This is a genomic window from Campylobacter sp. CNRCH_2015_0338h, from assembly GCF_025772785.1.
Lineage (GTDB): Bacteria > Campylobacterota > Campylobacteria > Campylobacterales > Campylobacteraceae > Campylobacter_D.
The window spans coordinates 1-16,113 of the sequence record NZ_JAKMST010000008.1 but is presented as its reverse complement, the minus strand read 5'-3'; the positions used below and the strand labels follow the sequence as shown (position 1 = coordinate 16,113).

Annotated in this window: 14 protein-coding genes and 1 other RNA gene; 6 read left to right on the top strand and 9 right to left on the bottom strand. The window is 30.0% G+C overall.

The window, feature by feature from the left end:
- Positions 1 to 9: 9 nt before the first annotated feature.
- Complete coding sequence (locus tag L8X30_RS06570; RefSeq protein ID WP_263679559.1) at positions 10 to 642, bottom strand: poly(A) polymerase; 633 nt, start codon at positions 640 to 642, stop codon at positions 10 to 12.
- The gene (gene typA / locus L8X30_RS06565; RefSeq protein ID WP_039629177.1) at positions 642 to 2,450 is read right to left on the bottom strand and encodes a translational GTPase TypA; all 1,809 of its coding nucleotides are present in this window, start codon (positions 2,448 to 2,450) and stop codon (positions 642 to 644) included. Before typA ends, L8X30_RS06570 begins: the two co-directional genes overlap by 1 nt.
- A gap of 126 nt (positions 2,451 to 2,576) precedes the next feature.
- On the opposite strand from typA, the gene L8X30_RS06560 reads away from it, so the two are divergent.
- Genes L8X30_RS06560 through L8X30_RS06540 form a run of 4 tightly spaced genes read left to right on the top strand, consistent with a single transcriptional unit; the run spans position 2,577 to position 7,240 of the window.
- Positions 2,577 to 2,915 (top strand): hypothetical protein, encoded by a 339-nt coding sequence (locus L8X30_RS06560; RefSeq protein WP_257404661.1) that lies wholly within the window; start codon positions 2,577 to 2,579, stop codon positions 2,913 to 2,915.
- A gap of 3 nt (positions 2,916 to 2,918) precedes the next feature.
- The gene (locus L8X30_RS06555) at positions 2,919 to 4,550 is read left to right on the top strand and encodes a flagellar hook-length control protein FliK (protein WP_263679558.1); all 1,632 of its coding nucleotides are present in this window, start codon (positions 2,919 to 2,921) and stop codon (positions 4,548 to 4,550) included.
- A gap of 52 nt (positions 4,551 to 4,602) precedes the next feature.
- The gene (locus tag L8X30_RS07965; protein ID WP_412175003.1) at positions 4,603 to 5,610 is read left to right on the top strand and encodes a flagellar hook capping FlgD N-terminal domain-containing protein; all 1,008 of its coding nucleotides are present in this window, start codon (positions 4,603 to 4,605) and stop codon (positions 5,608 to 5,610) included.
- A gap of 4 nt (positions 5,611 to 5,614) precedes the next feature.
- Complete coding sequence (locus tag L8X30_RS06540) at positions 5,615 to 7,240, top strand: flagellar hook protein FlgE (RefSeq protein ID WP_263679557.1); 1,626 nt, start codon at positions 5,615 to 5,617, stop codon at positions 7,238 to 7,240.
- Between the two features lie 10 nt (positions 7,241 to 7,250).
- Here L8X30_RS06540 and L8X30_RS06535 read toward each other — a convergent pair whose 3' ends face one another.
- The gene (locus L8X30_RS06535; RefSeq protein WP_263679556.1) at positions 7,251 to 7,694 is read right to left on the bottom strand and encodes a hypothetical protein; all 444 of its coding nucleotides are present in this window, start codon (positions 7,692 to 7,694) and stop codon (positions 7,251 to 7,253) included.
- A gap of 52 nt (positions 7,695 to 7,746) precedes the next feature.
- Here L8X30_RS06535 and ffs point away from each other — a divergent pair.
- Positions 7,747 to 7,844: signal recognition particle sRNA small type (gene ffs / locus L8X30_RS06530), an RNA gene on the top strand.
- Between the two features lie 3 nt (positions 7,845 to 7,847).
- Here the strand turns inward: ffs and L8X30_RS06525 are convergent.
- The 5 genes from L8X30_RS06525 to L8X30_RS06505 all read right to left on the bottom strand — a co-directional run bounded on the left by L8X30_RS06525 (position 7,848) and on the right by L8X30_RS06505 (position 13,492).
- Positions 7,848 to 9,071, bottom strand: coding sequence for an HD domain-containing protein (locus L8X30_RS06525; RefSeq protein ID WP_263679555.1), 1,224 nt, complete (start codon positions 9,069 to 9,071; stop codon positions 7,848 to 7,850).
- A 164-nt stretch (positions 9,072 to 9,235) separates the two neighbouring features.
- The gene (fic, locus tag L8X30_RS06520) at positions 9,236 to 9,844 is read right to left on the bottom strand and encodes a protein adenylyltransferase Fic (protein ID WP_263679554.1); all 609 of its coding nucleotides are present in this window, start codon (positions 9,842 to 9,844) and stop codon (positions 9,236 to 9,238) included.
- 62 nt (positions 9,845 to 9,906) lie between these two features.
- Complete coding sequence (locus L8X30_RS06515) at positions 9,907 to 10,887, bottom strand: ABC transporter ATP-binding protein (RefSeq protein WP_263679553.1); 981 nt, start codon at positions 10,885 to 10,887, stop codon at positions 9,907 to 9,909.
- Complete coding sequence (locus L8X30_RS06510) at positions 10,887 to 12,470, bottom strand: ABC transporter permease (protein ID WP_263679552.1); 1,584 nt, start codon at positions 12,468 to 12,470, stop codon at positions 10,887 to 10,889. The genes L8X30_RS06515 and L8X30_RS06510 overlap by 1 nt, the downstream gene beginning before the upstream one ends.
- Positions 12,471 to 12,487: 17 nt before the next feature.
- Positions 12,488 to 13,492, bottom strand: coding sequence for an extracellular solute-binding protein (locus L8X30_RS06505; protein ID WP_220517292.1), 1,005 nt, complete (start codon positions 13,490 to 13,492; stop codon positions 12,488 to 12,490).
- A gap of 189 nt (positions 13,493 to 13,681) precedes the next feature.
- Here L8X30_RS06505 and cgb point away from each other — a divergent pair, with 189 nt between their 5' ends.
- Positions 13,682 to 14,110 carry a single-domain globin Cgb gene (cgb, locus tag L8X30_RS06500; RefSeq protein WP_263679551.1) on the top strand — a complete coding sequence of 143 codons (429 nt, stop codon included), beginning with the start codon at positions 13,682 to 13,684 and terminating at the stop codon, positions 14,108 to 14,110.
- 22 nt (positions 14,111 to 14,132) lie between these two features.
- Here cgb and L8X30_RS06495 read toward each other — a convergent pair whose 3' ends face one another.
- A complete protein-coding gene (locus L8X30_RS06495; RefSeq protein WP_263679550.1) occupies positions 14,133 to 15,761 on the bottom strand; it encodes a multidrug ABC transporter permease/ATP-binding protein in 1,629 nt (542 codons plus the stop codon).
- Positions 15,762 to 16,113: the final 352 nt, after the last annotated feature.

Sequence of the window (16,113 nt, the reverse complement as noted above, 5' to 3'; positions counted from 1 at the left end):
AAGCTAAACTTAATCATGCATAAAAGCTTGAATTTTTTCTAAATTAGCTCTAAAAAGTTTAAAATTTAACTCACTTGAAATTTTTAAATCAGCAAAAAAAGGATTTTTCAAACTAGCTATGAGCAAATAATCATCTTTTTTCAAAACTCTTTGTGTGGAAAATTCTTTATCCTTTACTTTTTCAAAAATACTTTCATTTGAGTTGATATCTTCTTTTAATTTCTTACTATAAAGCAAAACTCCACAAAAGAAATTCCCAAATTCATCTTTAAATTTCACATCATAAAGAATAAAATCATCAAAAATAAAAGAATTTTGAGAATGATAAGTTTTTAAAGAAAAATCAAAAGCAATTTTTTCAAAATCTTTCTGATAAAAGCCTTGCTTATCAAATTTAGCATTGTTTTGCTTTAAAAATTCTTCACACATTTTAAATACAAGCTCATTGCGTCCCCACATAAGCTTTCTTCCTAAAATTCTAAAAAACAAAACTCCTGCTAAAACAGCAAAAAACAAAGCTATAATCACATCTTTGCTAAATTGAAAAGCAAGAAAAAATATAACCAAAGCTTCAGCAAATGCTAAAATTTGCAAAGCTTTGAGTCTTTTATTTAAAGCTTGCCTTATGGCTTCAAAATCCATTAAGACTTAGCCTTTTCCATTCTTTTTCTTTGAGTAGGATCAAGATATCTTTTTCTAACTCTAATATTTTGTGGAGTAACCTCTACAAGCTCATCTTCTTCTATCCATTCTAACGCTCTTTCAAGGCTTAATTTTCTAGGTGGTACAAGCTTAATCGCATCATCACTTCCACTTGCTCTAACATTCGTTAAATTTTTACCTTTAATAGGATTAACGTCTAAATCATTTGGACGTGAATGCTCGCCTATAATCATACCTGTATATACTTTTGTTTGAGGATCAATAAATAATACCCCTCTATCTTGTAAATTAAATAAAGAATATCCTAGTGCAACACCATTTTCCATAGAAATTAACGCACCATTATTTCTTTTTTCAACTGCTCCGCTAAATGGACGAAACTCTAAAAAGCTATGATTCATCACACCCTCGCCTTTAGTATCTGTTAAAAATTGTGATCTAAATCCTATAAGCCCACGCGCAGGAATTTCGAACTCAAGTCTTGTTTGACCATCTCCAGTTGGTGTCATAGTTTTCATTTCAGCTTTTCTTTTACCTAATTTTTCAATCACAACCCCAGTAAAATCATCAGGCACATCAATCACTAAATGCTCAAATGGTTCTGTTTTAACTCCATCTTCTACCTTAACGATAACTTCAGGTCTTCCCATACAAAACTCAAAACCTTCTCTACGCATATTTTCAGCCAAGATAGTTATTTGCAGTTCACCTCTTCCGCTTACTTTAAATTTACCCTCACCTGTGCTTTCATATTTCATAGCAATATTAGTTTTCATCTCAGCTTCTAGACGTTCTGCGATTTTATTTGAAGTTACATGCTTGCCTTCAGTACCTGCTAAAGGACCATCATTTACCGAAAATACTATGCTTAAAGTTGGTTCTTCTATATGTAAAGGATCAAGCGGCATAGGATTGTTTGGATCTACCACACTATCTCCCACATCTAAAGCTTCAAAACCTGCAATCGCTACAATATCGCCTGTCCCTGCTTCCTCGATGTCCATTTTTTCTAGACCCATAAAACCAATAAGTTTTGAAATTCTTCCATTGATTTTAGAACCATCTGCCTTAGCAAGCATTACATTTTGATTTTTCTTTACTTTACCATTAAAAATTCTTGCAATGCCTATTTTACCAACGAAATTATCATAACCTAGAGTAAAAACTTGAAGCTGTAAAGGGTTTTCATCGCTACCGCTTGGAGCAGGTACGCGCTCAAGTATAGTCTTAAACAATGGCTCCATATTAGTGCTTTCATCTTCAAGTGCAAGCTTTGCATAACCATTTTTAGCAGCTGCATAAACTACAGCAAAATCAAGTTGTTCATCATTTGCTTCTAAAGCCACAAAAAGATCAAAAATTTCATTAATTACTCTTTCAGGATCAGCAGCTGGTTTGTCGATTTTATTGATAACAACGATAGGTTTAAGCCCTAAAGATAAAGCCTTTTTTACCACAAATTTAGTTTGAGGCATAACCCCTTCTTGCGCATCAACTAAAAGCAAAACCCCATCAACCATTTTTAATACACGCTCAACTTCACCACCAAAATCAGCATGGCCTGGAGTGTCTATGATGTTTATTTTAGTGCCTTTATAATTAATAGCAGTATTTTTAGAAAGTATAGTAATACCTCTTTCTTTTTCTATATCATTACTATCCATCACACGCTCTGCTATTTGCTCGCGTTCACTAAAGGTTCCTGATTGTTTTAAAAGCTCATCTACCATTGTTGTTTTTCCATGGTCAACGTGAGCTATAACAGCTATATTTCTAATATTGTCCAAATTTTTCTCCAAAGTCTTAAATTTAAAATCTAATATTATATAAAAAAATTGCTTAAAAATTAAGATTGCTAAATTGGAACACTTGTTGCTTTTGTTTGGGTAAGAATTATTTTTAAGGAGAAAAATATGTCAAATCTAGGAACTCAAATCTTTAACGCTAACTTAGAAAAACAAGGAACTTCAGTTTTAAATAGTAAGCATTTTATGGAACTTTTAAATTATTTAGAAGTTGTAAATTCAAATGAAGAAAAAGAACTAAACTATGCAAAACTTTCAAGTAAAGTAAGTGAAATTTTGGATGATGCTCATAATGAAAATGCAGTTTTAAATGCTAAAAATATAGAAGAATTACTAGTAATATTTAAAAACTTTAATCTTTCTCATGAAAATTTAAAACTTGATTGTGCAGCGCAATTGCAAAATTTATTTCCAAATTTAGCAAAAAATAATTTTTTAGTAGGTTAATTAATGTCAAATATCCAAGCTAGCGATGCTTTAAACTTACTAAGCATCGCTCCACAAAATGAAAATCCTAGCAAAGAAAGTGCTAATTCAAATAGTGATGGAGAAAAATTTTTAAATTCACTATTGCAAGCTATAGATGAAAAAGATGGAAGTTTACCAAAAGACTTTAAAGCACCACAAAAAGAAAATAAAAACGAAAGCTTAAAAGAAACCATTGACGATAAAGTTCAATTAGACGAAAAGGATGCTTTAAAGCTTTTTGAAGGTGCAAATTTTATGCAAATTCTTTCTTTACTAGAAGTTTTACAAAGTGATAGCAAGGATATAAAATTAAACAAACTTGTCCAAGATAATACTGCTATTTTAGCTCTTGAAAAAAACCTGCACAAGTTAAAAAATATAAAAAATATCAATGAGCTTTTTAATATATCAAAAGAACTTGGATTAAATATAAAAAATATAAAATTTGAACAAATCAAAGATTTAAAAGAAGCTTTTCCAAATCTTGATAAAAAAGGTTTTTTTGAAAATGCAAAACAAAACAATACTAATGTTTTTCAAGATTTAATCAATCAAAAAATCACCAAACTTTTAAAAGAAGAACCAAATACAAATAAAAATATAAAAAGCAAAGAAAACGAAGGTGTTTCTTTACTTTCTTCTGCTTTAAAAAACATAGAGCTTCCAAAAAAAGATGTAAAAGTAAAAGAAAATATTCAAAATATAGATTTCAAAGAAAAATTTATAGAAAAAATTCAAGATAACAAAGAAACAAAAAATATAAAAAATATTAATAAAAATGATAAATTAAATGATATTGAACTCATTAATCTAACTCAAAATTCAAACTTAAAAAAAGAAATTAAAGATAAAGAAAAAATAGATTTTAAAGAAATATTAAAAAATGAAAAATTAACTACCAGTGAAGATAGTTTTATTAAAAAAATAAGTTCTGTTTTAGAAAATTCAAAGGACTTAAAAGCTGAATTAACAAATACAAAAAATACTCAAAATTTACAAAATCAAGATTTAAAAATTAATTTAGAGAATTTATTAAATACTCAAGAAAAACAATTAAAAACAGAAAAAAATACTAAAAATACAGATGTTTTTAACGATATTTTCAAAACCACCAAAGAACTTACAAAGGATGATAGTGATCATAATGAAGAAAATTTAAATTCTTACGTGAAAGAAATGAATAGAGTTTCCAATAATTTTGTGAAAAATCAAAATATTCCTATGAAAGAAACTTTCAATGATTTTGCCCAAGAATTTAAAGACAAACTAGAAAGTTATAAAGCACCTATAACTCGCTTTAGTATAACTTTAAACCCGCACAATCTCGGGGAAGTAGAAGTAACTTTAGTCCAAAGAGGATCTAACCTAAACATCAGCTTTAATTCTAATCAAAATACCTTAAATCTTTTCATACAACATCAAGCTGAGTTTAAAAATGCTCTTGTAAACATGGGCTTTACAAATTTAGAAATGAATTTTAATAATCAAGAAAGAAAAGAACAAAATAATCAACAAAAACAAAAAAATAACAATAATAAAGAAGATAAGGTGAATTTCGAAAAAGAAATTCAAGAAAAACCAAGCTTAGAAATGGTTTTAGCAAAATATTTTTAAATGGAATATTTTTTGCTTTAAGCTTTAAAAATATATATAAAAAAGGATTTTTATGTCAAATATAAATACACAAACTCTTCAAGGTCCTTTAGCAACACTTAATACTAAAGATATGCCAAATGCAAAAGGAAATGCTAGAGCTGGAGAAGGCGATAGTGGGTTGATTTATAACCCTGGAGCAGAACTTGACAAGGATGCATTTTTAAAGCTTCTTTTGATAGAACTTCAACACCAAGATCCAACCGATCCTATGGATACTGAAAAAATGCTTACTCAAACAGCACAACTTTCAGCACTTGAAATGCAAGATAACACCAATAAAACCATGACTCAACTAGTTGATGCGATGGCAAAACTACAAAACTCTATTGCAGCAAGTACCGGTATGAGTGCATTAGCTGCGGTTGGAAAACTTGCAACAGTTAAAGATGATTATCTTGTGGTAGCAGATGATGATATACAATTTCAAATTAATATGTATTTACCAAAAGAACCACAAAAAGGTAAAAAGACTGATATTGACACTGAAGGTTTTGAACTTAAGAAAAATGGTGAAGATAAGCTAGACATTACAGGTAAGGTAGATAAAGAAATAGCAGGGCCTGGGGAAACTGTATATGTAAAATTAGTTGATGATAAAGGCCAAGAAGAAACTGTTAAAGCAGTAGTTGGTGAGGATCAAACCTTTAAAATCATAGGACATACTCCAAGCGTTGATATCAAAACAGCTAAGATTGATTCAGCTTATAAATCAGATAGCGAACCTGTAACATTTACTATTTATAACGAAGCAGGTGATCCTGTAAGAACAATGAAAGTTAAAGATATGACCGCAGGTATGAAACAAATTGTTTGGGATAGAACAGATGATAGTGGAAATCCTGTGCCATCTGGTAAATACTATGTAAGAGCAAATTATATAGGTGAAGATGGAACAACAGTTAACTCAACTTATGGTGCTTATCCTATCACTGGTGTAAGATTTGAAGATGGCGAAGCTCTAGTTGGTATGGGCGGTAGCTGGGTTAAATGGGAAGACATTAAAGAAATTACAGGATAAAATCATGTTTACAGCATTTTACAATGGAGTAAATGGAGTAAAATCCCAAAGTTATGGTATAGACAATACTGCTCACAATATAAGCAATGTCAATACAGTTGGTTTTAAATACTCTGATGTAGCATTCAAAGATGTATTTTACAGCACCGTTACAACCCAATCATACAACAAAGGTCAAACTGGTTATGGTAGTGTAGCAGGAGCTACAAATGATGTTTTTGAACAAGGGCCACTAGTTTCTACTGATAACGAATTTGATGTGGCTATTGCTGGAAAGGGCTTTTTTGGTGTAAGTAATGCCAATGGAGTTTATTATACTAGAAATGGTGCTTTTAAACCTGATGCAAATGGATTTTTAGTAGATTCAAATGGTAATTATGTGCTTGGAACTATGAATCCATCATTAAAAGAAATTCAGCTAAGCGATAGGGTTTCTAATATGTTTGGTCAAGCTATGGGACAAAAAGTTACCACAGCTTGGAGTGGAACACCTGGAGAAAATTTCCAAATAGGTGGAGTTAATACCCAAGGGCCTATTTCTGTGCCTAAAAATCTTTATTTACCGCCTCAACCAACACAAAATATCACTTGGAGTGGAAATTTAGACACAAGCACTAAAACAGAAGCAGTGAATGTAGATGTAGATGCTTCTAAATTTGAATTTAGTAAAAATGAAGATGGTAGTGTAAAAATTGCAGGTAGTGTAAAAGATGAGCAAATTTTTGGTTTAAAGCCTGGTGATACTATATATTTTAAAATTACTGATGAAAAAGGTGCTAGTCAAACATTACAAGCTACTTTAGATGAGAATTTGGCTTTTAGTATTGACAATCAAAAACTAGATAAAGTAGATTTAGAAACAGCTAAGTTAGAATCATCTCATTTAAGTGTAGAAAAAGAAGTAGCTGATAGCACAGAACTTTCTGCAAAATTAATTAATCCTGATGGTTCTACTAGTTGGGTTAAGGTTAAATTAGATAGAGTTTTACCGCAAAATGGCACAGATTTAGAGTACAAAGCCGTTGCTCAAGTATATGATAATGATGGCAATAAAATAGGCGGAACTACCGAAGGTTTAATCACCTTTAATGAAGCTGGAGCTTTGGTATCTAGCACTCTAAACTCAGTTGATAATAACGGAACAAAAGTCAATATAAACCTTGGTTCTTATTATGATCCAAATATACCAAATTCGGGTTATGATGGACTTCATGCTTTAAAAAATAAACAGCCTTCAGTACACACACAAACAGATGGCAAAGGTGAAGGGTTTTTAAATAATTATTCTATCAACACAGATGGTACTATCATCGCCACTTTTACTAATGGTGATCAAATAGCTATGGCAAAACTTGCTTTGTTTAATTTTACCAATGAACAAGGTTTGGAAAAGCTAGGAGAAAATCTTTATGGACAAACAGGAAATAGCGGTAATCCAACCTTTTTGCTTGATGATAATGGAAATTTCAGCACAGCAACCTTTAAAGGCTCTTATTTAGAGCAATCAAATGTAGATTTATCCGTAGCATTTACAAACTTAATCACTTTGCAAAAAGCTTATGATTCAAGTAGTAAAAGTATCACAACAGCTGATCAAATGATACAAAAAGCAATCAACATGAAACGCTAATTTTAGCCTTTCATGATGGTTCTTTTGAATTTTTTTCTAAAATATATTTTATTTCTTGCTCAAAAAATTCATACACCCTAAGTTGCGCTAAAGATTCTTCTTCATTTTTATCCATCAAACGCTCAAGTCTATGAAAATTAATCTTTTTTGCATATCTTGGATTTTTCTTTAAAAGTGAAGCAATATTTTTAAGCAAAGCATCTAAACTAAGCTCATTTTTTAAAACTCTATCTACATATTCTTTAGAAGTTTGCACTAAAATTGCTTGTCTGCTTTTATCATCTGGATAAACTTCACTTGCAATATCAGCCAAAACTTGCCAAATTTCTACTTTTATAGTCTTATTTGCCACAATAATAGCAGCAAAAGATTTTGCTCTAAATTCTAAAGACAGATGACTAGGAACAAAAAATTCTCTAAATTTAGATAAAAAGTTTGCAAATATACTCAACATACTTCACCTCAATGTTTTTTAAGATATTTTAAGGTATTATTTCAACTGCCTTCTCTTAGACCTGTGCAATGCTATTTTTAAGCACCGCTTCAGGGTGGGAACACAGCAGAGCACTTAGACTTAGTGTGTGCCGCAGTCATCTGGGAGAGGGTTTTAAAGTTTAAAATACCCTTTAATATCCTCACAAATTCTAAAGAAATTTATCCCATTAATAGTCGGATTTGTTTTAAAATATTCATATATTCCCACAAAACCGCTTTCAAGCTCTTTAGACTTTACTCCATAGCTAATTGACAAAGCTGCTTCTATAAAAGCTGCTAATTTATCACAATATTTCAAAGCCTTTCCATCAATAGCCTTAAAACGATCTTCATTAACCGCATCTAAACTACCACTATAAACACTTGGCTTGTTATTAAAAATACGATTTTCAAATTCATTTTTTACAAAGGCACTTTCTTCATTTTGTCCTTCTCTAATACCAAGTATATAGCTAAATTCCTCTCTAAAAGATAGTGGTATAAAAGGTAAAATTTTCTCATTAATAAGCTTCATTTCATACTCATTGATGATTTCATTTAAACCATCTATGCCATATTTTACCGGAGAGATGATATCTCTAGTTAAACTTTCAGGCAAATCATGAAACAAAGCGCAATAAAAATTGCTTTCTATTCTACCATCGCATGCTTTTACTTCTAAAGAATAAAAATAAGACAAAATAGCTACCACAAGCATATGCCCTAAAACTGCAGTTTCTGGAATCCTTGGAGTTTGTGCCCATCTTTTTTGAAAACGCAAGCGTCCACTTAGATCGATTATTTTAGAAATTTTTTGATTAAGAGCTATTTTTCTTGCACCGATTAATTCATAATAATCTTCTAATTCTTCTTCAACCTTAGCCTTAATCTCATCAATATCACTTAAAAACGAGCTAGTTTGATAAACTATATTAAACTCCCACCTTGTCGCAAAATACGACGCAGCTTTTAAAATAAGCCTTTCTTTCGCATAATCTTTACCTTGTAAAAAAAGCTCATAACGTTTTAAAAACTCACCATTTTCAATATCTTGAATCATCGGTGCGATTTTACTTAACACCCAAGCGCTTACCTGCTCATTTTTTGCGCGCGTTATCTCATGATACACATCAGGGCGTATATCAGTCACTACTACCCTGCTTAAAAACTCAAAAATTCCTGCTTCTATGATAAAACGCATATTGACATCTTTTTCCATTTTAGCAATGAAATAAGCAATGATAAATTTATGTGCTTGTTTATCAAGTTCGACTAAATTTGTCATTCTAGGATAATCATTCCACCTTGATATAGAAGCAGCTTTAAAAATATGCTCTATTAATTCTACACTAATCATTTATCTCCTTTTTTGCTGTGATTTTACTTTATTTTATAATCTTTAGCAAATTTTATTTTTATTTTATGATTTAATGTTTTATTATTAAATAATCTTTTACAATAAGAAGAATTTGAGATTAACAAGCTTATGTTAATAAAAATTATAAAACTAGCTTTAAATCATCAAAAAAGCTCTTTTGTTTTATAGAGTGTATATCCTTCATAATAATAGCTTGCATCAATCCCTCTTGCAAAAATATTAAAACTATGAATGTCATCACTCAAAGCATTTTGAAGTAAAATTTTTATCTCTACATCTTTAATAGGGCTTCTTTGCATAGCCATTATATAATCATCTTTATCAATTAAACTCCAATCAACCACTTTTTTCAACTCTTTTTTAAGTATTAAATCAAGCCAAATTCTCATACTTCTGCCATTTCCTTCTCTGAAAGGATGAGCTACATTCATTTCTACATATTTTTCTACAATTTGTTCAAAGCAAGATTGCTCCATGAGTTCTATTTTTTTAATTGCTTCATGTAAATAAACAGCAGGAGCAAATCTAAAATTTCCTTTTGAAATATTTACCTCTCTTATTTTTCCTGCAAAATCATAAATATCTTCAAATAATTTTTGATGAATTACCCTTAAGCTTTCAAAACTTCCTGCTTTTAATGTATCTAAAAAACCACTTTCAAATAAAGCTTTTGCCTTTAGTTTGCTTATTCTTTCTTCTTCTTTGGCTAATTCTAGTTGATTTTTTATACCAAGTTTATTTGTAAGTATCATTTTAAACCTTTAAAGTTTATATTTTATAAGATATTTAATATAAACTTTATTAAATTTATGATTTAAAACTCTTTTGTTTCACTTAACTTAAGATAAATTTCATCATTTTTACTAAGTTCTTTATGATGATAAATACTAAAAATATGCTCTTCCAAACTCACGCTTAACTCATAAAAATCCCCATAAAATACGCATTCTAAAACACTAGCTTTTAAAGGAGTTTGTGAAGTTGAAATTTGTATATCATTAGGGCGTAAAATGCCATTTTTACTTTGCAAATATGCTTTAAATTTCTCATCTAAAATTGTATTTGGATCTATAAAAAATGCTTCTCCCAAAAAGCAAGCGCTATCTATATTTTTAGGCTTATAAAAAAGCTCTTTGGCACTTCCATAGTCTAAAATTTTCCCATCCTTAATCAAAGCGATATTATCTGATAAATAAAAAGCATCGTCTTTATCATGTGTGACAAAAATAGCACTAAGCTTATGCTCTTTTAAGATATTTTTGATTTCTTTGCGCATTTTAACGCTTAAAGTGTGATTTAAATTTGAAAAAGGTTCATCAAAAAGTATGATTTTTGGCCTTGCAACTATGGTTCTTGCTAGTGCTACTCTTTGAGCTTGCCCACCGCTTAGCTCATTTGGATAGCGCTTTAAAAGTGTATTTAAATTTAAAATTTCTAAAACTTCATCAAGCCTTTGTTTTTGCTCGTTTTTATTTAAAGAGCTTATACCAAAGCATATATTTTCTTCTACATTTAAATGTGGAAACAAAGCATAGTCTTGAAACAAAACTCCAACATCACGCTCTTGTGGGGCTAAATATACACTCTTAGAAGCAACTAGTTTATCCCCTATATAAATACTACCATCATTGATTTCAAAAAAACCTGCTATACAACCAAGCAAAGAACTCTTACCACATCCACTTTCTCCCAAAATACTGACAATCTCACCTTCTCTTAAGCTCAAAGAAATTCCTTTTAAAACTTCTGTTTTTCCAAAAGATTTATAAAGATTGTCAATTTTTAAGATTTCCATTATTGTCCTTTTTGGTTGTTTTTATTTTGCAAATAATGCATTAAAAATGTAGGGATAATCCCAAATAACACTATAATCAAAGATGGCAAAGAAACATTATAAATTAATTCATTTTCACTATAAGCAAATACAAGTGATGAAAGCGTTTGAAAACCTGAAGGTGAAAGTATAGTCGAAATAGGCAATTCTTTTAAAATATCCACACAAATAATCACCACAGCTAAAGCTAAATAATGCTTCATCAAAGGAAAATGAACTTGAGTGAAAATTTTAAATGGTTTTGATTTTAAGGTTAAATTTGCATAGTCTATATTTTTAGAAATTCGCTCATAGCCTGATTGAGTTGCAAAAATCCCTGAAGCTAAAAACCTCACAAAATACCCAAAAAACAACACCAAAAATCCACCACCTATGGCATATTCAAAAGATAAAAGATCAAAAATATAATTTAACACACCCAAAATCACTAAAATTCCCACAGCTACCACAGCTCCAGGTAAAGAATACCCCAAAGTCGTAAGCCAAAGGATGATTTTAGAAGCTTTTGTATCATTTAAACGCACCACAAAACACAAATAAAATGCCACTCCCACAATAGCAAAAGAACTCACCAAAGCCACACTAAGACTATAAAATGCAGGTGTTAAGACATTGTTTAAATTTTGCATAAAATCAAACCCAGCCCAATAAACAAGCCATATAATAGGCACGACAAAGGCTAAAAACGCCACCAAAAAGCACCATAAAAATGCTAAAAATGCCTTAAAGCCTTTTAACTCATCTTTTGGAGTAGGTAAAAATACATTTTGATTAAAGCCTTTTTTACCTCTTTGAATTTTTTCTAAAAGCATTAAAAGTGCGATAAACACAAGCAAAGCCACGCTTAAAGCCACAGCACTCACTTCATCACCGCCACTTCCCCATGTTCTAAAAATTCCTGCACTAAAAGTATCTACGCCAAAATACGCCACTAAGCCATAATCACTCAAAACCTCCATAGCCACCAACAGCAAAGCACCCACTATACCTACACGGCAAAATGGCAAAATAACTTTAAAAAATGTTTTTAAATTAGAAGCCTTAAGTGTTTTAGCACTTAAAATGATATTTCCAAGTCCATAAGCAAAGGTGTTTTTAGCAAAAAAATACACATAAGGATAAAGTGCAAAAGATAAAATCACAACCACCCCATATGCATTCATGATATCTATACGCCTATCAACACCTAAAAAAGTAGGTATTAAACCTTGAAATTCAAACAAATCAATCCAAACAAAACCCATCACATAAGAAGGTATAGCCAAAGGTAAAATCAAAAACCATTCAAAAAATTTCGAGCCAAAAAATTTATAAAAAGCTATCAAATAGGCACTAACTAAACCTATAATCAAGCACAATACTAAAGTACCAAACAATATAAAAGCACTACCAAAAATATATCGTGGCAAGACATTTTTACTCAAATGTTTTAAGGTGTTAATGTCTATAAAAGGAAGGTGTAAGATGATAGCAAGTATAGGCAGTATGATTAAACTACAGAAAAAAAAGGTGGCAAAAGACCACCTTAGACTTAAAAATTTCAAATTTTATTTTTCCTTAATTATTTCCATTGAACTTCATCAAAAATCATTAAAGCTTCTTTAGCATTACCCCAGTAAGCTTCAAAATTTGGTTTTTCAATTTTAAACTCACCCCATGATTGTAAAATTTTGGCAGGTTTTACTTCTTTATTTACCGGATACTCATAATTTTGGTTTGTTAAAATTTCTTGTGCTTCTTTTGAAAGCATAAACTCGATAAATTTAACCGCAGCTTCTTTATTTTTAGAAGTTTTTAAAACACCTATACCACTTACATTAATATGTGTTCCTCTACCATCTTGGTTTGGAAAAATCACTTTTACTGAATTTGCAGCTTCAACATCTTTAGGATTTTTTGAATTTGCCAAGTGTCCTAGATAATAACTATTTGATATAGCTACATCGCCTTCTTTTGCATAGATTGCACGAATTTGATCACGATCCCCACCCTTTGGAGTACGTGCAAGATTATTTGCTATACCTTGTGCCCATTCTTTTGCTTTTTCTTTACCCAAAGTATCAATCATTGCACTTAATAAAGAAATATTATAAACATTATTTGAACTTCTTACTAAAACTTTACCTTTAAATTTAGGATCAGTTAAATCCTCATAAGTTTTAATCTCTCCATCTTTAATTCTATCTTTAGAAGCGATGATGATTCTTGCTCTTGTTGTAAAAGCATACCATTCGTTGTTTTTACCTCTTAGCTCTTTTGGAGAAAGTTTTTCTAGCTCAGGCGAGCTAACTGAAACAAAAAGATTATTTGTGCGAACTTGTTCTAAATTTCCCGCATCAGCAGTCATAAATAAATCTGCCTTTGAATTTTTACCTTCAACTTCTAATCTTTTAGCAAGCTCATTAGCTTTAGCTTGCACCACATTTACACTAATACCTGTTTTTTCTTGAAATAATTTGAAAATTCCTTTATCAGAATCATAATGACGATGAGAATAAATCGTAAGCTCTTGAGCGCTTAAACTCATAGCAGCTAATAAAGATAGTAAAACTACTTTTGCTTTCATTTTATAAATTTCCTTAATTTAAATTTTGAAATTGATAAGGATTATTATATTAATAATTCACTTTATATTTACTTAAATTGATACACATAATCATTTTAAAATAAAATGATACAAAATTAACATAAATCAAGATATTTTTTCTCTCATTTTTATATAATCACCAAAAATACAATATACAAAGGAGAAAAAATGACTCAAGAACAAATTCAAATCATCAAAGATTGTGTGCCTATTTTACAAAAAAATGGCGAAGTTTTAACTAAAGAATTTTATAAAATCATGTTTGAAGAATACCCTGAAGTAAAACCTATGTTTAATATGGAAAAACAAGCTTCAGGCGAGCAACCAAAAGCTTTAGCAATGGCTATTTTAATGGCAGCAAAAAATGTAGAAAATTTAGAAAACATGAGAAGCTTTGTTGATAAAGTAGCTATCACCCATACAAAATTAAATGTCAAAGAAGAGCATTACCCTATAGTTGGAGCTTGTCTTTTAAAAGCTATTAAAGTAGTGCTAAATGCAGATGAAACTACACTAAAAGCTTGGGAAGAAGCTTATGGTGCTATTGCTAAATTTTACATAGACATTGAAAAAGAAATTTATGCAAAAACTAAGTAATCATAGGCTTTGATTTCAAAGCCTAGAATTTTTCTACTGCATTTTTTGCTAGTTCTTTTATATCGCCTTTTAATTCACAAATTTGACCATTTTGTGCGAGTAAAATTCTATCAGCCATATCAAAATATACATCATCATGAGTTATAGCAAATATAGTAATGCCTTTTTGTTTTAAAAGTGGCAAAAGTTTAGTATAAAAAAACTTTCTAAACATAGGATCTTGATCAGCTGCCCACTCATCTAAGATCAAAATATCCCTTTTTTCAAGCAAAGCATTAAGCATAGCAAGACGCTTTTTTTGTCCAGCTGAGAGCTTTATAGTACTAAAAGTATTTCCAACAAGTTCTACTTTTTCATTAAGTTCTAAAATTTCAAGCCAATATGCTAAGTCTTCTTTGCTAAATTTCTCATCTTCTAAAACATGCTCAAACAAATGAAAATCACTAAAAATCGCACTAATTAAGCTTCTATACTCATAAATATTTTCCGAAGTTATTTTCTCATTATCTAAAAAAACATTTCCTTTAAAGTCTGTAAAAAGTCCAGCTAAAATCATAGAAAAAGTAGATTTACCGCTACCATTTTTACCTATTAAAAATACACATTCGCCTTTTTTAAGCTCAAAATTTACAGGCTTTAAGGCAAATTTTTCATTGTATGCAAAAGACACATCTTTAAAAGAAAGTTTTTGCCAAGTTTTTTTATTTTGACTGAGTTTAAACTCACGAGAATAATTTTCTAAATTTAAATTTAAAATTTTATCTAAAGCGATTTTTGCCATCATAAGCGTAGGAAAACTTCCTATCATAGCTCCAAGTGGCGCTCTTAAAAAAAGCATACTCAAAGCTATAGTTGTAGCACTTTGCAAACTAGCAAGCTCATAATTTAAAGCTATATAAAACTCTACTCCTACTAAAGCTAGCATAGCACTATTGCTCCAATTGTTAGATAAAATATGCAAGATATTTCCCATAGTAGAGCTTTTTTTCTTTTTCAAAGCATTTTTTTCAAACTCATTTTCATAATAATACTTTGCTCTTAAAGGATTTAAGGTTAATTCTTTATGTCCTTGTAAAATATTTTGATAATTTTTTTGTAAAGCATCATCATTTTCTCTAGCATCTTTAAAATAAAAATACACCTTGCTCATCAAAAAATTATCCACCAAAAAAACACACACTATCCACGCTAAACACAAAAAGAAAATTTCTAAAGAAAGATAAGCTATATAAGCACTTACACAAATAATCAAAACACTTGATTGTACAAATTCAGGAAGCCTTAAAAGCCCAAAAGAAATACTACGCACATCATTATTTAAAGAAGCCAAAATCTTTGCCTTGGTGGTGTTTAAAATACTCAAAACACTTGTATCTAAAATTTGCTTTACAACCCTTCTTTGCATTTTAAAAATAAAACTTTGTCCAAACGAGCTTAGAGCAATTTCTACAAAAGAAGAACTCGCAAAAAACACAAGCAATAAAAGCACAAAATACACAATGATATTTGAGTTTTCAAGACTAATTTTTAATAAAAACTCATTGATGAAAACTAAAGTTAGCACACCTAATATACTCGTAAAAATACTAAAAAGTAAAAAAAGAATGATTTTGAGTTTATTTTCTTGAAATAAAATCCATAAAAAATTCACAATAATACCTTTTAAATAATAATTATAAAATTATAACAATTTTTAAAAATTATTTTTTATATCACAAGCCTATTTTATGGTATTTACAAATTTAAGATATTTTTTATCTTAAATTATTTTTAAGCTTAAATTTATAAACATAGTATTAACATTCCGAATATATTAATAAATTGTTAGTAATTATCATTACTAACTCACTAAAAACAAGCAATAAAACCATCAAACACATTAACTATTTTTTGAAAGGACTTCTCAATGAATAAAAATTTATCTAAAAATTGCCTTATGGGGTGGGGGAATAGCACTTTATTCAAACTCTCTTTTGCTACTATCATCTCTTTAAGCTCCCTAC